The organism is Microvirga sp. (assembly GCF_014699075.1).
GTDB lineage: Bacteria > Pseudomonadota > Alphaproteobacteria > Rhizobiales > Beijerinckiaceae > Microvirga.
Genome location: NZ_JACXAB010000023.1, coordinates 18,606 through 37,588, shown reverse-complemented (window position 1 = coordinate 37,588; position 18,983 = coordinate 18,606). Strand labels below are relative to the sequence as shown.

The window sequence follows — 18,983 nt, the reverse complement described above, 5'->3', positions numbered from 1 at the left end:
GTCCGAGAGGATTATGAGCATGTCACTTCGAGGTGGTCGGGAATTCTTGATGATCCCGGGTCCGACGACAGTTCCGGATGAAGTCCTGAGCGCCATGCACCGGCCGGCGGTCGACATCTACTCGGGCCCGCTGGTCGACGTGACCATGTCGTGCCTGCGCGATCTTCGCACGGTGTTCAGAACCGCCGGCGATACCTACATCTACGCGGCCAACGGCCATGGCGCCTGGGAGTCTGCCCTCACCAACACCTTGTCGCGCGGCGACCGGGTTGTCGTGCTCGAGTCGGGTCTGTTCGCCCTTGGATGGGCGGAAATGGCCAAGCGCCTTGGAATCGATGTCATCATTCTTCCAGGTGCTTGGAGGCGGGCTGCGGACCCGGACCAATTGCAGGCCTTTCTGAGAAATGACCGCGAGGGCCGGGTCAAGGCCGTTCTGCTGACTCAGGTCGACACCGCTTCGGGTGTGCTCAACGATATCCCGTCGATCCGCCGTGCCGTGGACGAGGCCGGGCACGACGCGCTGTTGATGGTGGACGTCATCGCATCGCTGGGAGCGATTCCGTTCGAGATGGACGAGTGGGGCGTCGCCGTCGCCGTCTCGGCCTCGCAAAAAGGCCTTATGATGACGCCGGGCCTGAGCTTCGTGGCTGCCAGCCCGAGGGCCAAGCAGGTGCATCCCGAGGCCGATCTTCGGACCTTCTACTGGGATTGGAGCTTCCGAGATGGTCCGGAGCATTATCAGAAATATTGCGGCACCTGCCCGGAGCACCTCATGTTCGGCTTCCGCAAGGCGCTCGACCTGATCCTCAGCGAGGGCCTGGACAATGTTCATCAACGGCACCGCCTCTTGGCCGAAGCCACCCGCCGGGCCGTCGCCGAATGGGCCAAGGGCGGCGCGATCGATTTCAATATCCTGCAGCCGGACCAGCGCTCGGATTCCGTGACAGTCCTGGCGATGGACGAGGCGCATGCCACGCCGCTGTTGGATTACTGCAGGGATGTATGCGGCGTTGTGCTCGGGATCGCAATCGGCCCGGCCTCTGGCCATGGCTTCCGGATCGGGCACATGGGCCACATCAACGCGCCCACCCTGCTTGGGACCTTGGGCGTCATCGAGATGGGCTTGGCTGCGCTGGGAATCCCGCACGGCTCCGGCGGCTGCAGCGCAGCAATTGCCTACCTGGCCGAGAAAACAGACCGCACGTCCGGCTGAGGGCAGTCTCAGCCTCGCGCTTGCCGCGCCCGCTTCTCACGAGGCTTGCAGGATGTCGGATCAAGCGGGTTCCCGCGGCCGTCAAAGCAAGCTGCCATCTGTTTTGAACGCCGCCGAGGTGCTACACCCCCGCCGCCCGAGCTGCCTGCACGTAGGGGGCTGACGCGCGCTGCGGCTCCAGCCTGATCCTGTGGGGTGCCGCCGCATCGACCGCTTCCCGCGAGTACAACATCGGCACATACTGACCCGCTGCCCAGATGGGCGCGAGATCCCTGTAGTGCGGCGAGCGCGGATCGCCCGATTGCCCCGGAGCATTGATCCAGCGGCTCTCGTCCCACGCTCCGACATCAACGACCATTCGAACCGAGGCGCCTGCGATCGTGCGGAAGTCCGATGGGCGATAGCCGGTATGCATCGGCGTGACCGAACTGCCGCCGTGCGGGAACGGACCGATGTTGAAAGCCTCGTTGCCATGCTCGATGGACGCGAGCGAATGCTCGAATAGGGCGTGATGCAGCCTGCCCCAGGCCCAAGTGGAGGTGTCCTCGCCGAGCCGATCGGCGCAATCCCGCCAAGCCGCCGCGAGCGTCGTGCGCAGCAGTGCATCCCGCCCAGCCGCAGGGCTTGCGCCGAAACGCTCATCCGGTGTTTCAAGCGCACGGAGAATGCCCTCGATGTCTCCTGGAGCCAGAAGCCAGCGCAGTTTGTCGTCTGGGACCAGTGCCTCAAGAAGCCCTGTCTTCAGGTGCTTAGCCCACCACAACTCAAACAGCGCAGCAGGTCCACTGTCGACCGCTAACGCATGATCCCAGCCCTTGAGATAGGCGAGCGCGGCTGCCGCATCTCCGTCCGCTTCGAGGCCGTCCAACAGGCTGCAGACCCGCCGCGCCGGCATAGACACGACGTCGGTTTGCAGCCGGCACGCATCGTCGACGGAATGCTGCGGCGATCGGTGGAGGACCTCGTGAATGCGGGTCGTGCGCGAATTCTCGATCCATTCGTAGCCGACGGCATGAGGATAGTCGGGCGGCAGGTTCATCTCGTTCGCCGTTGCAAAGAAGCCTTTCTCCGGGTTCACCACTCTGGGAAGCTTCTCGTTGTCGAGGAAACCGTCCCACTCATACCGACCGTCTCCGGGAACCGGCATGAGGCCGTCCCAGTTGGGGCGCACTGGCGTCCAGCTAGCTGGCACCCAGGCGATCGTGCCCTGCACGTCGGCAAAGACGTGGTTCGACGAGGGCACACCCCAACCACGCATCGCATCGCGGAATTCCGCAATGGTCCTGGCACGCATGGACGTGAGGCTCCTCAGGTAGGGCGCGGACCCCGGCGTGGACCACACCGACCTGACGGCGTAAGCCTTTTGCCGCTCGGGCTGCTCGAACAGCACCGGGCCGTGCCGGGTGAATTTGAGGGCCATCACCTGGTCGGGCGCGCCCTTGACGGCGAATACCTCTTCAACAACCTGCATCTCCTGCCACGAATCCTCGTAGCGGTAGCCTGTCGGCTCGCCCTGTTTCGTCTCATAGACGTAGAGATCCTCCTGATCGGCATAGAAGATCGTGAGGCTGAAGGCGATCTGTCCATTGTGCCCGATCGACACGCCAGGAACGACCGGCTCGCCGGCCCCGATCACATCCAGCCCAGGCGCACTCAGATGCACCAGATAGCGCAAGGCCGGGACGGCGTGGTTTCGATGAGGGTCGCTTGCCATGAGCGGCCGTCCCGTGACCGTATGAGCCGCATCGACCACCCAGTTGTTCGAGCCCTGCATGCCGACTTCCGCGACAACATCGCCGAGATCGGTCACCTTTGTCCACTTCCAGGCCTCCTCGAGAGAAGCCGCGAGACGCTCGGGCGAGAACATCACGGCTGCCGTACCAAGCTTGTAGGCGGTCAGAACCTCCAACGGGACGGGCGACCGATCAAGCCCTTCGGGGACGGTCGGAACGACTGACGGCTCCAGCACCTTCCGAAGATCGTCTGTTGCTTGATCCGCACCTGTAAGGACATGGGTGCGGAGCACCTCGGACAGGATATTGCGGGTCATCGCATGGCTTCGGATCCGGACAACATCCTCTGGCTCCCATCGCGCAGGCTTCGTGCCCATCTGTGCGAACTCGGGGGGAAGCCTCTCGGGCTCGCGCTCCGTCAATGTGATGTACGCGTTGATGCCGGCGACAAAGGCTGTGCAGATGTCTTTCGCATCGGGCGCGTAGGTTGCCCATTCGGCATCCATGTCCCCGCGGTAGAGGAAAAGCCGGGACGCGTAATCCTGCGCCAAGTACCCCGGTCCGAAATCGGCCGCGAGCAGACCGAGGCCCCTTTTGCGCCAGAGATCGAGTTGCCAGAGACGGTCGCGCGCCGCGTTGAAGCCCTGCGCAAAGAACAGATCGTCGAGCGAGTCCGCCCGGATGTGGGGAACGCCCCATGCGTCGACGAGGATCTCCGCAGGCGCATTCAGGCCTTCAACAGACTCAATCTGGATGGTGCTCGTCATGGCTAGGGAGCTCTGTTGCTTAGCGTTGGAGATGGTGCGGCCGATGGCTTTGACATCCTTCCGGAGGGAATGGGATGCAATAGGCCTGAAGCGCCGGCGAACTTAAATACTCACCAGCGGGGCGAGCACGATGATGCGTCGGGCCGACGATCCTTCATGCCCGCAGCGCTTCAGCCGCAGCGCGGGTTCGGAACCTCTCGGCAGCCTCTTCCATCGTGAGGAAATGGGCGCCGCGTTCGAGAAGCGAGCAGATCAGGCGCTCGAGCACGATCATGCGATGCCCGCGACCGATGACGAAAGGATGGAACGTGTAGGTGAGGCACCCCCACTCTTCGGTGCGTGCCATGTACTCGAAATCATGGACCCAGTTTTCGAGAACCAGTGCCGCATTCGCCAGCCCTGGGAAGACCACGTCCTTGAACCGCATGAACTCGAAATGCGGAAAGTCGTCGAGCGACCAGCTGACGGGCATTTCGACCAATGTGGTCGTCTCGCCGAATTGGATCGGCTCTTCGTCCGGCACAACATCGTTGCGGCGGGCGAAGTAGGGATGATGGTCATGCCCCATCATGCTGCTGTCGTAGAGAAAGCCATGCTTGAGCAGCAGGTCGACCGTCACAGGGCTGAGATCCCAGGCCGGAGACCGGTAGCCCCGCGGGCTGCGGCCGGTCACCTCGGCGATGGCCTCACTGGCACGGACGAGGTCCGCCTCCTCTTTCTCTGGGGCGAGGCTGGCCGGAGTTGCATGGGTCCAGCCGTGATTGGCGATCTCATGTCCGGCCCCGATGATCCGGCGACAGTGATCCGGATAGGTCTTGACGACGGTTCCTGGAACGAACCAGGAGGCTTTGATCCGATATTTGTCCAGGAGCGCGAGAATCCGGGGAACGGCAGCGGCCCCGAATTCCCCGCGTGAAACGGGTGTCGGACTCTTGAGCCCGCGAGCAACCATAACGGACATCGCGTCAAAATCGAACGTTAGGCACACGGCATGACGACTCATGATTTCCTCTTGGATCAAACAAAACGGGGTACCTTACATGTCAGCGGGGACGACTGCGTCCCGAGACATCATGCCCCCTTGAGTTCCGCTGCAGATGGCGCACCCCGTGGCGAAGAAAAACGCGGATACGCCCATCTCCATTCCAGTATGTACACTAAATTCGTATCGATATGCGATACTATCGAATTGATTATTGATGATGCACCCAGCATCGCTCAACTGTCAAGCGAGGGCACCGTCAAGTTACTAGGAAGGGACGCCACGATCTAAGGTTCATTTCTGGATCAGGCGAGCGTCGCAGCGTCGGTTACCTCATTCCAGGCCTGGAACGCACGAGCGCGGGTAAGGCGATGATCAGCAGCGCTGGGGTTGGCTACACGGCGGAAGAGGTTTGAAACCTGATCATGAACCGAGAGGAAACGCTGGGCCTGGCCGGCTAACTTGAAGCGCTTCATGATGCGCTCGCGCCGTCGGGTCGGCTGATGGCTGTTCTCGGCTCTGTTGTTCAAACCGTGGTGCTGCCGGTGCTCAATATCAGGCATCACAGCCCGTGTGACTGCGGCATAGCTGGCCAGTTTATCGGTGATCATCACACGAGGAACTACGCCCTGTTTCTTGAGCAGCTTGCGCAGCAGGCGCTTGGCTGCTTTCGCATCACGGCGGCTCTGAACCAGAATGTCGAGCACGAGTCCGTACTGATCGACAGCGCGCCAGAGCCAATGCTTCTTGCCGGCAATGCTGATGAGAACTTCATCGAGATGCCACTTGTCTCCGGGTGTCGGAAGACGCCGGCGGATCTGGTGGGCATAACTCTGACCGAACTTCAGCGCCCACTGCCGCACCGTCTCGTGGCTGCCCAGGATTCCGCGGGCAGCAAGCATCTCTTCCACCATCCGGAGGCTCAAGGGAAAGCGAAAGTAGAACCACACGACATGGCCTAAGACTTCAGCTAGGAAACGATGGCGGGCATAGCGAGAGTGGCGAGGTGATTTCATCCATCACCTATGCTCCGATCCGGTCACCCCTCGGTTAATTTGACAGTACCATGGCGGGCACGTCAGGATGGTTTGCAGGATCAAAGGGAAGCCTCGGAAGTGCCCAACCTCAACCATGATGCAGAGGCCAAGGCGCAAGCCGAAGAGGCAATGCGGCAGATGATGGCGAAAGCGTCAGGAAAGCGGCGTTAACCGGACGATCTGAATCCTATGAAGGTGGAAAATAGGTACGTCATCATCGACGTCGAAACTGCGCAATCCTAGGATCACATCATCTAAATTGCCGCTGTCGAGGTATCGGCGCGACAATCCCCTCTCGCTTGTTTGTCCAAGGGGGCAAGCCCCGGTCAGCGACGAGCCCATATTGCAGCCCGGAACGGCAACTGGATCGGAGGGCGCTCGTGTTCCGGCGCGGGCTTCAAGAGGAGCTTCAAAATGAACCTGGCTAGATCAGCGGACTCAATCAATCACCGTTAGCGAATTGTATTTTACTGATATCAGCTCCTGCTACAATTGGAGGCTGCCTGGAAGCATCGGAATGGAATTCGCAGCCCGGGAATTGGGCATAACCTCCCTTGCCTTATGAGAAAAGCTCATGTTAGCCTTTCCCATAGGTCAGGTTCAGGAGCTTACCAGAGTCCTGGCCCGAGCCTGACCCCCACGTTCAAAGCAGGCTCATGTCGCTCATGGCATCCGCAGATCCTCAGGTTATCTTCATCTCTTCTCCTCTCGAATATGAACACGTCGAGCGCATTGGCGAAGTGGCGCCCCGCCAAGTCGAGGTCATCTACGAGCCGGACCTCCTTCCTCAGACTCGCTACATCGCCGATCACAAGGGTCGCGAAGGATTTCGGCGCACTGAAAGTCAGGAACGGCGCTGGCGTGAAGGCTTGGCGCGGGCAACGATCTTGTGGGATTTCCCTTCACGTCCGGAAGGAACCCAAGGGCTTGCTTTATCACCCCACGTGAGATGGGTGCAGACGACAAGCTCCGGCGTGGGTCAACAGGTCGTCAGCATGGGTCTGGACAAAAGCGATGTGATCGTGACGACCGCGCGCGGCGTGCACGCCGATGCTCTCGCGGAATTCGCTCTGCTGGTCATGCTCGCGCATGTGAAGGACTTGCCCCGCCTTCAGCGGGAGCAGCAGGCCCATCGGTGGGAGCGCTATTGCTGCAGCGAACTCTCCGGCAAAAGCCTCACCATCATCGGAGCCGGACAGGTGGGCGCGCGCGTCGCGAGCCTGGCGCGCGCCTTCAACATGGAGGTCAATGCGGTCGTCAACAGGCCCTCGCCTGAGCGGCGCGCGGAGCTGTTTGCCAACGATATCTTCGGGCAAGCCGACATGAGGGTGGCCGTGAAGCACGCGGACTACATCGTGCTGGCAACCCCTCATACGCCGCAGACGGAAAAGATGATCGACGCGGAATTCTGGGCCGCTACGAAACCGGGCGTGGTGTTCATCAACATCGCTCGCGGTCAGGTTGTCGACGAACCGGCTATGATCGCCGCGCTCGGCAACGGCCAGATTGGGTTTGCAGGCTTGGACGTGGCGGCGAAAGAACCGCTCCCGCCCGGATCACCCCTGTGGTCCATGCCGAACGTGCTCATCAGTCCGCACTCGGCCAGCACAGCGCCGAGCGAGAACCGCAAGATCACCGATATCTTCATCAGAAACCTGCGCCACTACATCGATGGCAATCCGGACAAGATGATCAACGTGCTCGACAAGGCACGAATGTACTGAAGGCACGCACCGCGTGCCGACCCATGCAAGAACAACAAGAGCTGTCAGCATCCCCACGCGAGCGGGGATGAAAAAGAAAACAGACGGAGACCTTCCATTAAGGACCAGAGGAGAGCAACCATGAGATATTATGCGAGCGTGGCGGCAGCAGCAGCCCTAACGGCCTCCGCGTTCATTCCGGCCTCGGTCAGGGCCCAGGATGCGAAGCCCCAATACGGCGGCGAACTCGTGCTGACGGGGCAGTTGGACAAGACCATGTTTCCGGGCCGCAACACGGATGCGGGCGGCATGGATGTCTACCTGAATGCGTGCGAAAACCTGGTCACCATGGCAGCGGACCGGACGATGAAGCCAGCCTTGGCCAAGAGCTGGTCCCTGTCGGACGATCAGAAGACCATCACCTTCCAGCTCAATGAAGGCATTCAGTTTCACGACGGAACGCCATTCAATGCAGAAGCGGTCGCCTTCGTGTTCAATGAAGCGCTGGCCAAGAAGTTTCTCTATGTGAGCCTGCTCGAAGGCCTTGAGAAAGTGGTGGCGGACAGCGAGCACCAGGTCTCCTTTAAGCTCTCCAAGCCTTCGGCGGCGCTAATCCCGAACCTGGCTTACCGCACCATGTGCATCTTCAGTCCAACCGCCTACAAGGCCGTTGGCGAGGAAGGCCTGGGCAGCAAGATCATCGGCACCGGCCCATTCGTGGTGGATTCCTACGTCAAGGGCGAGCACGTGCGCTTCAAGCGTAACGAAAATTATTGGCAAAAGGGCAAGCCCTATCTTGACAGCATCCGAATTCTGTTCGTTCCTGATGTCACCACCCGCCTCGCCATGCTGGAAAGCGGCGATGTGGACCGCGCGGCAGGCGTTCCGGACTTCGACATCCCGCGCCTGTCGTCCGAGGAGAACCTGAAGGTCTCCACCATTCCGAGCCTTCAGCAGAACTATGTCGTCATCAACAACCTGAAGAAGCCGTTCGATGACCCACGGGTGCGGCAAGCTCTGAACTATGCGGTCGATAAGGCCGGTATCGTGAAATCGGTCTTTGCCGGAACCGGCGCGACCCTTTCCCAGGCCCCCACCCTCACGCCTGGCGTGTTCGGCTTTGCCGATATGCGCGAGCCGGGCAAGAACACGATCTTCGCCTATGACGTGGAGAAGGCGAAGGACCTGCTCAAGCAGGCGGGTTATGAGGACCGCAACGGCGACAAGGTGCTGGAGAACGCACAGGGCGAGCCGCTGTCGCTGAAACTGTGGACCCGCAAGACCGGCAAGGGCGAGTACCAGATCGCGCAGCTGATCCAGGCCTTCCTGGAAAAGATCGGCATGAAGGTCGAGCTGACGGTGCTCGAGAGCGCGACCTTCAGCGCATCTCTGTCGCTCGGGCCGCAGGATGCCAAGTACGATCTCGCTCTGTTAGCATGGACGGTGCCCACAGCCGATCCCGATGAGCCGATGATGTACATGACGCACACGAAGGCCTGGAAGCCTGCGGGCGCGAACCGCATGTTCTTCTCCCACCCGGAGACCGACCGCCTCGCCGAGCTGGCCCATGCGGAGCCGGATCAGAAGAAGCGTGCCGAATACGTACGCCTTTGGATGGCCGAGCTGCTCAAGCAGGCTCCTGTGATCTATCTTCCCACCGTGAACCTGACGGAAGCCTACCGGACCTATGTGCATGGCGCGCAATACATGCCGGCAGGCACCTACGACGCCACCATGGCTTGGATCGACAAGGCGGCCAAGAAGGAGCAGGGCATCTCCCGCTAGAGCATGAGAACACGGCCGCAGGGCTCCATCCTGCGGCCGTCTTACTTTCCAGGGATCTCATTGAACGGCCCCGACCAGAAAGCTCCATCGTGAATCGGCTCCACCCGTCATGCTGAAACTCATCCTCAACCGCTTGGCCTTCATGGTGGTCGCAGGTCTTCTGCTCCTGACTTTTTTGTTCTTTCTCTTTCATGCCATTCCCGGCGACCCCGCGCGCCTGATTGCGGGAGACAGCGCCCCCGAGACTCTCGTCGAAAGCATCCGCCAAGCCTATGGCCTCGATCAGCCGCTGGTCACCCAGTACACCACCTATATGAGACGGGTTCTGCAGGGCGATTTCGGTCTCTCCAACTTCTCGCGCCAGCCCGTTCTGCAGATCGTCGGCCCTCGCCTTCTCAACACCGCCAAACTGGCCGGCTGGTCCATGCTGCTCGCCATGAGCGTCAGCCTTCTTCTGGGCTCCCTGTCGGCCATGTACTGGGACCGCCCGCTCGATCGCGGCATCACGGCGTTTTCGCTGGCGGGCATCTGCACCCCCATCTTCGTCACCGGCATCCTGGGCATCTACTTCTTCGGCGTCCATCTGCGCTGGCTGCCCATCGGCGGCATGAGCACCTGGAAGCACTACATCATGCCTGTGATGACCCTAGGGCTGGCGCAAGCCGCCGGGTTCACCCGCATGGTGCGCGCCTGCATGATCGATGCCCTGGGCCGCGACTTCATCACGACAGCACGCTCCAAAGGCGTGCCGGAGCGCACCATCGTGTTCAAGCACGGGCTGCGCAATGCGCTCTTGCCGATCATCACGTTCTTCGGGCTGGGTCTCGGCCATACCCTCGGCGGCGCCGCGGTGGCGGAATCCATTTTCAACTGGCCGGGTCTCGGCCGCCTCATGGTGGACTCGATCCTCACGCGCGACCTGCCGCTCACCCAAGGCTGCATATTCTTCTTCGCCATGGTGTTCATCCTGGTCAATCTCATGGTCGATCTTCTCTACCGCTGGGCCGATCCGAGGCTCGCCAATGATTGACCTCCCCTCTTCCCGTTGGAGCTGCCGATGATGGACATTCTCAGGCGCTACGCCCGCGACCGTGTCGGGCTGTTCTTCGGCATCATGCTGCTGGCTTTCTACTTCGTCGCCATTACGGCCCAATGGATTACACCGCAGGACCCGTTCGAGACGAATTTGAGCGAAGGCCTTGAGCCGCCCTCCGCAGCCCATTGGCTCGGCACGGATCAGTTCGGGCGCGATACCCTGTCCCGCGTCATCCTCGCCACGCAGGTCACGGCCAGGATCACGACGATTTCCCTCCTGTTCTCGCTGCTGATCGGCGTGCCGATCGGCATGATCGTAGGCTATATCGGCGGACTGCTCGACGCGGTGGTGATGCGGATCACCGACATGATGCTGATCTTCCCCACCATCATGATCGCCATCATCATCGTGGTCGTGGTCGGCCCGTCCGAACATGGCGTGGTGATCGCGCTGGGTTTGTCCCAGCTTCCCAACTTCATCCGCATTGCCCGCAGCGCGGCTCTGTCCGTGCGCCGCGAGCTCTATGTGGAGGCGGCTGTGGCGGCGGGCGCAAGTTGGCCGGATATTCTGCTGCGCCATGTGCTGCACAACATCTCCAGCCCGATCATCGTGAAATCCACCCTCGCCCTACCCGGCTTCGTTCTCGGCGCTTCGTCCTTGAGCTATCTCGGCCTCGGTGTGCAGCCGCCGACGCCGGAATGGGGGCAGATGTTGCATGAGGCCAAGGATTTTCTGACGAGCGCCCCTCACCTCATCATCGGACCGGCCATTGCGCTGTCCCTCTTCGTGCTGTCGGCCAACATGACCGGAGACAGCCTCAACGAGAGCCTCGACCCGAAGCTGAAGGGCCGCCGCATCAAGCGCATCGTCCCTCGCCTTGCGCCATGGTTCTTCCCGCGCTTCTGGAGCAGGCCGATATCGCCATGAAGAACCTTCTCGACATCAAGGATCTGCGGGTCAACTTCATGACAGAAGCAGGCGTGGCGCAAGCGGTGGATGGCGTGGATCTCTCCATCGCACCGGGCGAGACCCTGGCCATTGTGGGCGAGAGCGGCTGCGGCAAATCCGTTACCTCTCGCGCCATCATGGGCCTTATTCAGCCGCCCGGCTGGATCGAGAGCGGAGAAATCTGGTTCCAAGGCCGCAACGGCGCCGTCGATCTGGCGCGCTTGCCCCCTAACGGACGCCAGATCAACGCCATTCGGGGCTCCGAGATCAGCATGATCTTCCAGGAGCCGATGACCGCGCTCAACCCAGTGCTTACCATCGGTTCGCAGCTCATGGAGCCGCTTCTGCTTCATGAGAAAATCTCGAAAATGGATGCAAAAGAGCGCGCCATCGCAGGGCTTGCAGCCGTGGGTATCGCCTCGCCGCGTCAGCGCTTCGACGAGTATCCACACAACCTTTCCGGCGGCATGCGCCAGCGCGCCATGATCGCCATGGCGCTAATCTGCAATCCCTCGCTCCTAATTGCCGACGAACCGACCACGGCTCTCGACGTGACAATCCAGGCTCAGGTGCTCGACCTCATGAAGGATCTGCGCCGGGATTTCGCCGGCGCGATCATGTTCATCACCCACGATCTCGGCGTCGTCGCCACCATGGCCGACTGGGTGGTGGTGATGTATCTTGGTAAGGTGGTGGAGCGCGCCGCCGTCCGCGACCTCTACCGCAATCCGCTTCATCCTTATACGCAAGGACTTCTGCGCTCCGTGCCATCAATCACCGGCGGCAGCACCAAGCGGCTGGCGACGATTGAGGGCGCGGTGCCACGGCCAACCGACCGTTTGGAAGGTTGCGCCTTCGCGGCCCGCTGCCCGCATGCGATGCCGGTCTGCCGCCAGGCAGTTCCGGCCTTGATCCCTGTTGAGGGAGATCATGCCGCCTCCTGCTATCTTCATCACACGACTGCCGAAGGGAAAGCCCATGCCGCTTGACGATGTGCTGCTGCAGGTCAAAGGACTGCGCAAGCATTTTCCCATCCGCAAGGGCATTCTGAAGCGAAGCGCCGGAGCTGTGAAAGCCGTAGATGGCGTCGACCTGACGATCCGCAAAGGTGAGACGATCGGCCTCGTGGGCGAGAGTGGCTGCGGCAAGAGCACGTTAGGCCGGTCCATTCTGCGCCTTATCGAGCCCACCGATGGTGAGATCCTGTTCCGGAGTCAGGTGCTGGCGGATGAGGCGGGTGAAGCCATGATCGATGTGGCGCAGCTGCGTCCTGCGAAGATGAAGCGCCTACGTCGAGAGATGCAGATCATCTTTCAGGATCCCTACTCCTCCCTCGATCCGCGCATGAACGTGGGCGACATTGTCGGCGAGCCCCTGCGGATTCAGGGTACTCTCAACCGCAGCGAGCGCCATGATCGGGTGATGCGCCTTTTGGATGCCGTCGGCCTCGGGCCCGACCATGCCAAGCGCTTTCCCCATGAATTCTCGGGAGGCCAGAGGCAGCGCATCGGTATTGCCCGCGCGCTTGCGCTCAATCCCCGCTTCATCGTGGCTGACGAACCCGTTTCGGCACTCGACGTTTCGATTCAGGCGCAGGTGGTCAATCTAATGCAGGACCTCCAGGCGGAACTGGGATTGACCTACCTGTTCGTCGCGCACGACCTCTCCGTAGTGCGGCACATCAGCAATCGAGTAGCCGTGATGTATCTGGGGCGCATCGTGGAAATCGGCGACTGTGAGGCGATCTTCTCCCGGCCGCAGCATCCGTATACAGAGGCGCTATTGTCTGCAGTTCCGATTCCCGACCCGGATTCCACGCGTCAACGGATCCGACTTAGGGGCGATGTTCCGAGCCCAAGCTCACCGCCGTCCGGTTGCCCGTTTCATCCCCGCTGCGCTTATGCGACGTCGCTGTGCCGCGAGCATGTACCTCATCTGCGAGACGCAGGTCGGGCTCAACAAGCAAGCTGCCATCGGATTGAGGAACTCAATCTCTCAGGCGTATCCTGACCACGAGTGGCTGCTGAATCCACAGGCCGTATGTTGTCATGCAACAATTGAAAGAGCATTCGCGGTGAGCGCGATTTCGACAAAAGTCGTCGCTGGTCATTCCCGCCGCGCGGCGGGCAGTCGGCGATGTTCAACTGCACCCTACCAGGAGATGCTTCCATGAGATTGGCCCAATCGACCTATGTAGAAGTTGCCGAATACCTGACCCGCTCGCGGGGAATCATTTTGCCCACTGGCTCCACGGAGCAGCACAGTCCCATGGGAGTTATGGGGACGGATCACATCGATGCCGAGACAATCGCATGGCGAACGGGTGAAGTGTCTGGCGCGTTGATTGGCCCCACAATCACGCTCGGCGTCTCCGAACATCACATGATGTTTCCCGGATCGATCACGCTGCGGCCCTCGACCTATATAGCAGTCATGAGTGACTACATCCTATCGCTCGTCGATCACGGCTTCGAGCGCTTCTACATCCTCAATGGCCATGGCGGGAATACCGCAACGCTTAATGCCGCCTTTGTAGAAATTTACAATTATCTGCGACGCGTTCGCGGCACCGGCGCTCCCGACATTCGCTGCAAGGCGGCGAAATGGTTCGAGAACGAAATCTGTGAGAAGAAAGCGCTCGAACTCACTGGACACACGGCAAGGGGGCACGCTTCCTGCGCCGAGGTTTCAGTCGCCCAATTCGCGGACCCGGCCAATATCCGCTCCGTGAAGCTCGAACCGGAATATGGCCCTCTCGACCACACCTTCTACAACGCCGAGGATTTCCGTCGCCGCTTTCCTGACGGGCGCATCGAATCCAACGCCGAGAAAGCCAGTCCCGAAATCGGCCGCGCATTGGTCGAAACAGCGGCTGAGTACCACGCCGCGCAGTATCGCGCATTTCTCGCTGACTAAGGCGTGTGGACATTCATTTAAGGGCGCCGTTGCATTAACCTTGGCCGTATAATGGGGGGCGGTCAATCGAGGAGCCGTTCTGTTGTCTCTCTTCGAGCACCGTCGCTTCCCACCCCAGATCATTGCCCATGCAGTTTGGTTGTACTTCCGATTTCCTCTGAGCCTCCGGCTCGTCGAGGAGATGCTGCTCGAGCGCGGTGTCGTCGTCTCCTACGAGACGATCCGGCGCTGGGGTAAGAAGTTCGGACCGGCTTATGCCCGGCGCCTCCGCCGCAAGCGGCCAAGTCCTCATGACGTCTGGCATCTGGATGGGCTCTGTCGCGAATTTTGGATGAGGACAAAAAGAGGACCATTTCGTCCGAAGTCCTTACGCAGCCAAGATGTTGAACTGCTCGGAGAGGGAGAGCTGTGAACGGCAGGCATACTTCGCCTGTCCTTTCCGCATGATGTGAACCATCTCAATCCCACTCAGGATCACCCGAGCGGATGCCATCGACTTGAACCCGAGCATGGAGCGGATCCGCCGCTTGATCGCGCGGTGATCCTGCTCAATCCGGTTATTCAGGTAGCGGCTCTGCCGAATCCGGATCGGCTTCAGCTTGCGTCTTGACCGAGCTTGGAGCCGGTCTGTTGTGTCACAGGACAGGATCGCTTCGCGATTGGTTTGACTGCCATCAATGACGATCCGCTCAGGCCGGCCATGCCGCTTCATGGCTCGGCTCAGGAAGCGTTTAGCAGCGGTGAGATTGCGGCGCTCACTGAACCAGAACTCGACCGTCTCGCCGTTACTGTCGATCGCCCGGTACGGATACAGCCACTGGCCTCGGACTTTGATGTAGGTCTCGTCGACATGCCACCTTCCGGTGACAGGGCGCTTGCGCCGATTGAATTGCTCAAGCAGGAGCGGAGCATAGTGGACAGTCCAGCGGTGGATCGTAGCGTGATCGACCGAGATGCCGCGCTCCGCCATCATCTCCTCAAGGTCACGTAGGCTCAGGCTATAGGCTAGGTACCAGCGGACGCACAGCAGGATCACTGAGCGATCGAAGTGGCGGCCTTTGAACATCTGAACTCCGGAGTTTTGCCGGAGACGTAGATCGAACTGAGTTACTGAACCGTTTGCGACGGAGCCCTATAATCTCGACGATTATGATCCCGCCTCCTTGATCGATCTGGTTGATCGGATCGAGTTCAGGTACCGAGCTGCTTTTGCGAGTCCGTACTGGGCCCCCTACCCTAGGGTCATGGTCATCGCCAAGCTGACGCGCCGCAATCTGACAGCATATCCGAAAGTGAGGATCGTCTACCAGCGACGAGAGCAGATGATTGTGACGGTACTCCCGCTGAAGCTGGACTCGAACCGCCGAAACAAGCTCAAGACCCTGACGGTGTAAGGCAAGTTATTTTGGTTCTCGTGTTCGGCCGAGAATTCGGGCCACAGCAGATGGTTGGCTTGCGGAGTTTTGACAAGTCAGCAAATCGGGCTTTGGGCGCCCCCTAGCCGCGACGCGAACACTGAGAATCAACTGACGCAGTCCCAATCAACCTAAAGGCTTTTTAGACAGGCACGACCGCGTGACGCGCAATGTCCTCCCAAACGTCCTCAGGCCCTTTCCGCTCAAGGACGTCGATGATGGATTGCGCTAGTGTTTCGGTATCAGGAGCGATGAACGTGTGGCCATTGAGCTCAAGGAAATCGACGAAGGCGATGAAGCCAGTCCGCTTGTTGCCTTGTGCGAACGGATGGTTCCGGCCAATCCCAAACAACAAGGCCGCGGCGAGCGTCGTTAGGTCCGTCTCGCCGTAGGCCCAAAGTTGCCGCGGACGCGCGCAGGCACTTTCAAGCAAGCCATAATCGCGCAGATGGAAGGGCTCCATCGTCTCGGTTACGGCTGCATAGTTGAAGTCAATCACATCGTGTGGGGAAACCCACACAGGCTCACTCGGCAAGGCGAGCCATCGTCTTGGGGAAACGCGCCATAATGGCCTTAGCGCGCGCGGAAGCGTCCCGCCGGCCGTCGCTGTCCTTGCCGTCAGCCGCCCTAGGCAGGGTCTTTTGGTTCTTGCCTTTTACAACGTACTTAGGAACCGTAGCCATCGGTTAACTCCACCTAGGCAACAATGTTCGGAAACGTGCTTCGTTCCAAAATTGCGCCAAGGCCTTAGGAAGCCTTACCAACATAAGGAGCAGCCTTACAAAAGGCAAGTTTGGCTCGGCACGGACCAAGTACGCTCAAGGAGAGGCTGGGGTCTGAGCCTTCCCGGCCTCTCCCCGCCTGATCCCGAACGCCGATCGGAGCAGCCATACCTTAAGTCGGGAGAATGATAGCAGGCTTCACACTGCCCTACTTCACGAGCTTTGCCCTAGCCTCGGCGGAAGGAAATCGGACGAGGGCAACTGTCTGACGAGCGGTGAGGCGGCCGCTGTCGAGGCGCGCCAGAATGTCGATCCGGTTGAGTTCTCGTTTGCTCATCCGGACCGCGACCATCAGATCTGCCGCCTCCGTTCCTCGATCCCAGAGGGCAAGAGACTGACATTCTGACTTCTGCTCAGTGCTGACAATCTAACTCTGCGCCTACACTATCTAAGGAGATAACATTTCTCATAACAAACAGTATGGAACCGGCTACGCTGGACTGATTTACCCTCACCCGTGTTATCTGAGCGGAGGAAGGTGTGGCCATGACCCACGCTTCGAGAGCAGAGCACCGTACGAACTGGCTCCTGGCAGCTCTGGAGCCTGAGGACTTTGCGGCTCTGCAGCCCCACCTAGAGGTGGTCGAGCTGACCCGTGGGCAGGTGCTCTACGAAGCCGGGGATCGCATCCGCCACGCCTACTTCCCTCACCACGCCGTCGTGTCGCTGGTGAATGTGCTGGAGGACGGCCAGACGGTCGAGGTGGCTCTGTTCGGGCGTGGTGGCGTCGCGGGCCTGCTGAGCGCTCTCGTGACCCGTGAGGCTTTTGGACGGTATGTGGTGCAGATGGCCGGCACCGCCTCGCGCATTGCGGTCGAGCACCTGGATGAGGTGCGCAACGTTCGCCCCAAGCTGCGGCAGCTGATCGCCAGCTACGGCGAACTCCTGCTCGGACAGACGTTCCAGATCCTCACCTGCAACGCCGTTCATCCGGTGGAGGCCCGCTGCTGCCGCTGGATCCTCATGATGCATGACCGGGCGGAGCAGGACACTCTGCCGCTCACTCACGAGTTCCTGGCCGAGATGCTGGGCGTGCAGCGCTCGACCGTGAGCGTGGTCCTGAGGACCTTGCAGACGGCGGGGCTCATTCAGCAGGGGCGTGGGAGCATCACGGTGACGGACCGGGCCGGTCTCGAGGAGACGGTATGCGAGTGCTATGGCCGGATCCGACGCATCGCCCAGCGCGTGATGCCGGGCCGTTACCCGCTCCCGAAATCGGGCCCGTAAGTCTGTTCAGCAATTTCGCATAAGGCATGTTAGGGACCAGACTGGATACGGCCTTTCCGGAGGGCAAACGCGGGTTCAAAAATCGCTGTCGGGTTCGGCGGAAGGATTGCACAGAAGGTTGAGTAATCCATCCCGTAACCGACCATGAAGCGGGTATCCCCGCACCAATGTCCCCCGCCTGTTTCACCTGTGTCCCCGGGCAGAGCGCGATACTGGATCGTGTAATCCGGCACAGCGACCCAGGTTCCGTTGACGAGCATTAGAGCGTCGGACGATTACACGGACGCATATCCGGCGGCCTTGAGGAAGTTCCAGCATTCGTGCGGCTCAAACAAATTGCAGATGTCGCCGAGCGCTCGCCAGAGCGCGTTGAACGTTCGGGCCTCGGCCTTGCGCAAGTGCGCCTTGATCTTGGCGAAGGCCTGTTCAATTGGATTAAGATCGGGCGAATAAGCTGGCAGGAACAGGAACCAGGCGCCTCGCCGTTTCAGACACTCGGCAGCCTTCTTGCTCTTGTGAACCGCCAGATTATCGAGGATCACCACGTCGCCTGGGTGCAGCGTCGGCGCGAGCTGCGTCTCGATGTAAGCCTCAAACGCTAATCGAGTGATCGGATCATCAATCACCCACGGGGCGCTCAGCTCGCTGCACCGCAGCCCTGCGATGAACGTGTGGGTTTTCCAGTGTCCAAAAGGAGCTTTCATGTGCAGCCGCTGGCCGCGGCGAGAGCGTCCGCGCAGGCGCGTCATCTTGGTGTTGACGTAAGTCTCATCGAGACCCGAAGGGCCGCGAAGCGAAACACCAATCGGTGCGGCTGCTGGCGCATGCGAGGCTGACGGTGGCCTCTCCAAACCCGACGCTCCTCACGCACGTCGACGCGTGCGCACTCCGCCGCCATCAGAGATTTTTTTATATGAGAAGCCACGCCGGCACAGGAAGCGCGAGAGCATCGCAGGGGCTGCCACGACCCCGTGTTCCTCCCGCAACCGAGCGGCCAGTTCGGGCATGGTGATGGCGGGCTTGGCCTCGACGGTCTGGATCAGGAAGCTCTCATAGGGCACCAGCTTGCCGCGTCCCGGCGGGCGGCCCTGACGGGCCGGCGCCAGTGAGCCAGAGTGCCGCTGGCGCTGCATGAGCTTGATGGCGCAACTGTCACTGACCCCGAAGTGGCGGGCCGCCGCCCGGCAGGGATGGCCCGCCTCGACAAAGGCCGCAATCCGCACGCGCAGATCCAAGGAGAAGCTCTGGGTCATGATCCACCTCCTGTTCTCACAAGAGAATCACACTTCAGCCCAGGCTGAAACCTCTTGAATCTACCTTTCAGTCCGATGCTCTAGCACTCCGGTTGGCGTCACCCGATAGGGTGCGGGGCGACAATCCTGCTCGTTGCAGCAACTGTTACCCAGCCTGTCCTTCAGGTGCGAGTAGATGTCATGGGC

The 18,983-nt window shown here is 60.7% G+C and carries 17 protein-coding genes and 2 pseudogenes; 11 read left to right on the top strand and 8 right to left on the bottom strand.

The genetic code is table 11. The features are described from left to right. The first annotated feature begins 19 nt into the window (after positions 1-19). Positions 20-1,213 (top strand): pyridoxal-phosphate-dependent aminotransferase family protein, encoded by a 1,194-nt coding sequence (locus tag IC232_RS21925; RefSeq protein ID WP_190847077.1) that lies wholly within the window; start codon positions 20-22, stop codon positions 1,211-1,213. Positions 1,214-1,334: 121 nt separating this feature from the next. Here IC232_RS21925 and IC232_RS21920 read toward each other — a convergent pair whose 3' ends face one another. From IC232_RS21920 to IC232_RS21910, 3 genes are all read right to left on the bottom strand, one after another. After that, positions 1,335-3,713, bottom strand: coding sequence for a penicillin acylase family protein (locus IC232_RS21920; RefSeq protein WP_190847076.1), 2,379 nt, complete (start codon positions 3,711-3,713; stop codon positions 1,335-1,337). Positions 3,714-3,867: 154 nt separating this feature from the next. Beyond that, positions 3,868-4,716 (bottom strand): polysaccharide deacetylase family protein, encoded by an 849-nt coding sequence (locus IC232_RS21915; RefSeq protein WP_190847075.1) that lies wholly within the window; start codon positions 4,714-4,716, stop codon positions 3,868-3,870. 284 nt (positions 4,717-5,000) lie between these two features. Then, positions 5,001-5,711, bottom strand: coding sequence for an IS6 family transposase (locus IC232_RS21910; RefSeq protein WP_190847074.1), 711 nt, complete (start codon positions 5,709-5,711; stop codon positions 5,001-5,003). Between the two features lie 1,016 nt (positions 5,712-6,727). On the opposite strand from IC232_RS21910, the gene IC232_RS21905 reads away from it, so the two are divergent. The 8 genes and pseudogenes from IC232_RS21905 to IC232_RS32530 all read left to right on the top strand — a co-directional run. Beyond that, complete coding sequence (locus IC232_RS21905; protein ID WP_190847073.1) at positions 6,728-7,456, top strand: D-2-hydroxyacid dehydrogenase; 729 nt, start codon at positions 6,728-6,730, stop codon at positions 7,454-7,456. 120 nt (positions 7,457-7,576) lie between these two features. Further along, the gene (locus IC232_RS21900; RefSeq protein WP_190847072.1) at positions 7,577-9,220 is read left to right on the top strand and encodes an ABC transporter substrate-binding protein; all 1,644 of its coding nucleotides are present in this window, start codon (positions 7,577-7,579) and stop codon (positions 9,218-9,220) included. Between the two features lie 109 nt (positions 9,221-9,329). Further along, on the top strand, positions 9,330-10,250 hold the full coding sequence (locus IC232_RS21895; protein WP_190847071.1) for an ABC transporter permease: 921 nt from the start codon (positions 9,330-9,332) through the stop codon (positions 10,248-10,250). 27 nt (positions 10,251-10,277) lie between these two features. Next, positions 10,278-11,183 (top strand): ABC transporter permease, encoded by a 906-nt coding sequence (locus tag IC232_RS21890; RefSeq protein WP_190847070.1) that lies wholly within the window; start codon positions 10,278-10,280, stop codon positions 11,181-11,183. Then, complete coding sequence (locus tag IC232_RS21885) at positions 11,141-12,193, top strand: ABC transporter ATP-binding protein (RefSeq protein WP_246812332.1); 1,053 nt, start codon at positions 11,141-11,143, stop codon at positions 12,191-12,193. The genes IC232_RS21890 and IC232_RS21885 overlap by 43 nt, the downstream gene beginning before the upstream one ends. After that, on the top strand, positions 12,135-13,214 hold the full coding sequence (locus tag IC232_RS21880) for an ABC transporter ATP-binding protein (RefSeq protein ID WP_409564952.1): 1,080 nt from the start codon (positions 12,135-12,137) through the stop codon (positions 13,212-13,214). The genes IC232_RS21885 and IC232_RS21880 overlap by 59 nt, the downstream gene beginning before the upstream one ends. Positions 13,215-13,373: 159 nt before the next feature. After that, a complete protein-coding gene (locus IC232_RS21875; protein WP_190847069.1) occupies positions 13,374-14,120 on the top strand; it encodes a creatininase family protein in 747 nt (248 codons plus the stop codon). A gap of 79 nt (positions 14,121-14,199) precedes the next feature. Next, positions 14,200-14,430 (top strand): annotated as a pseudogene (locus IC232_RS32530) (IS6 family transposase); the annotation flags it as partial. 57 nt (positions 14,431-14,487) lie between these two features. Here IC232_RS32530 and IC232_RS21870 read toward each other — a convergent pair. After that, complete coding sequence (locus IC232_RS21870) at positions 14,488-15,186, bottom strand: IS6 family transposase (RefSeq protein WP_190847068.1); 699 nt, start codon at positions 15,184-15,186, stop codon at positions 14,488-14,490. Positions 15,187-15,283: 97 nt separating this feature from the next. Here IC232_RS21870 and IC232_RS21865 point away from each other — a divergent pair, with 97 nt between their 5' ends. Then, a complete protein-coding gene (locus tag IC232_RS21865) occupies positions 15,284-15,514 on the top strand; it encodes a hypothetical protein (protein WP_190847067.1) in 231 nt (76 codons plus the stop codon). 163 nt (positions 15,515-15,677) lie between these two features. Here the strand turns inward: IC232_RS21865 and IC232_RS21860 are convergent, their stop codons facing one another. From IC232_RS21860 to IC232_RS21850, 3 genes are all read right to left on the bottom strand, one after another. After that, complete coding sequence (locus IC232_RS21860) at positions 15,678-16,070, bottom strand: type II toxin-antitoxin system death-on-curing family toxin (RefSeq protein WP_246812331.1); 393 nt, start codon at positions 16,068-16,070, stop codon at positions 15,678-15,680. Then, on the bottom strand, positions 16,060-16,218 hold the full coding sequence (locus tag IC232_RS21855) for a hypothetical protein (RefSeq protein WP_190847066.1): 159 nt from the start codon (positions 16,216-16,218) through the stop codon (positions 16,060-16,062). The genes IC232_RS21860 and IC232_RS21855 overlap by 11 nt, the downstream gene beginning before the upstream one ends. 247 nt (positions 16,219-16,465) lie before the next feature. Beyond that, on the bottom strand, positions 16,466-16,609 hold the full coding sequence (locus tag IC232_RS21850) for a hypothetical protein (protein WP_190847065.1): 144 nt from the start codon (positions 16,607-16,609) through the stop codon (positions 16,466-16,468). Positions 16,610-16,803: 194 nt separating this feature from the next. On the opposite strand from IC232_RS21850, the gene IC232_RS21845 reads away from it, so the two are divergent. Next, complete coding sequence (locus tag IC232_RS21845; protein WP_190847064.1) at positions 16,804-17,544, top strand: Crp/Fnr family transcriptional regulator; 741 nt, start codon at positions 16,804-16,806, stop codon at positions 17,542-17,544. 275 nt (positions 17,545-17,819) lie between these two features. On the opposite strand, the pseudogene IC232_RS21840 reads toward IC232_RS21845, so the two are convergent. Next, a pseudogene (locus IC232_RS21840) lies at positions 17,820-18,797 on the bottom strand (IS630 family transposase). Between the last annotated feature and the right edge of the window lie 186 nt (positions 18,798-18,983).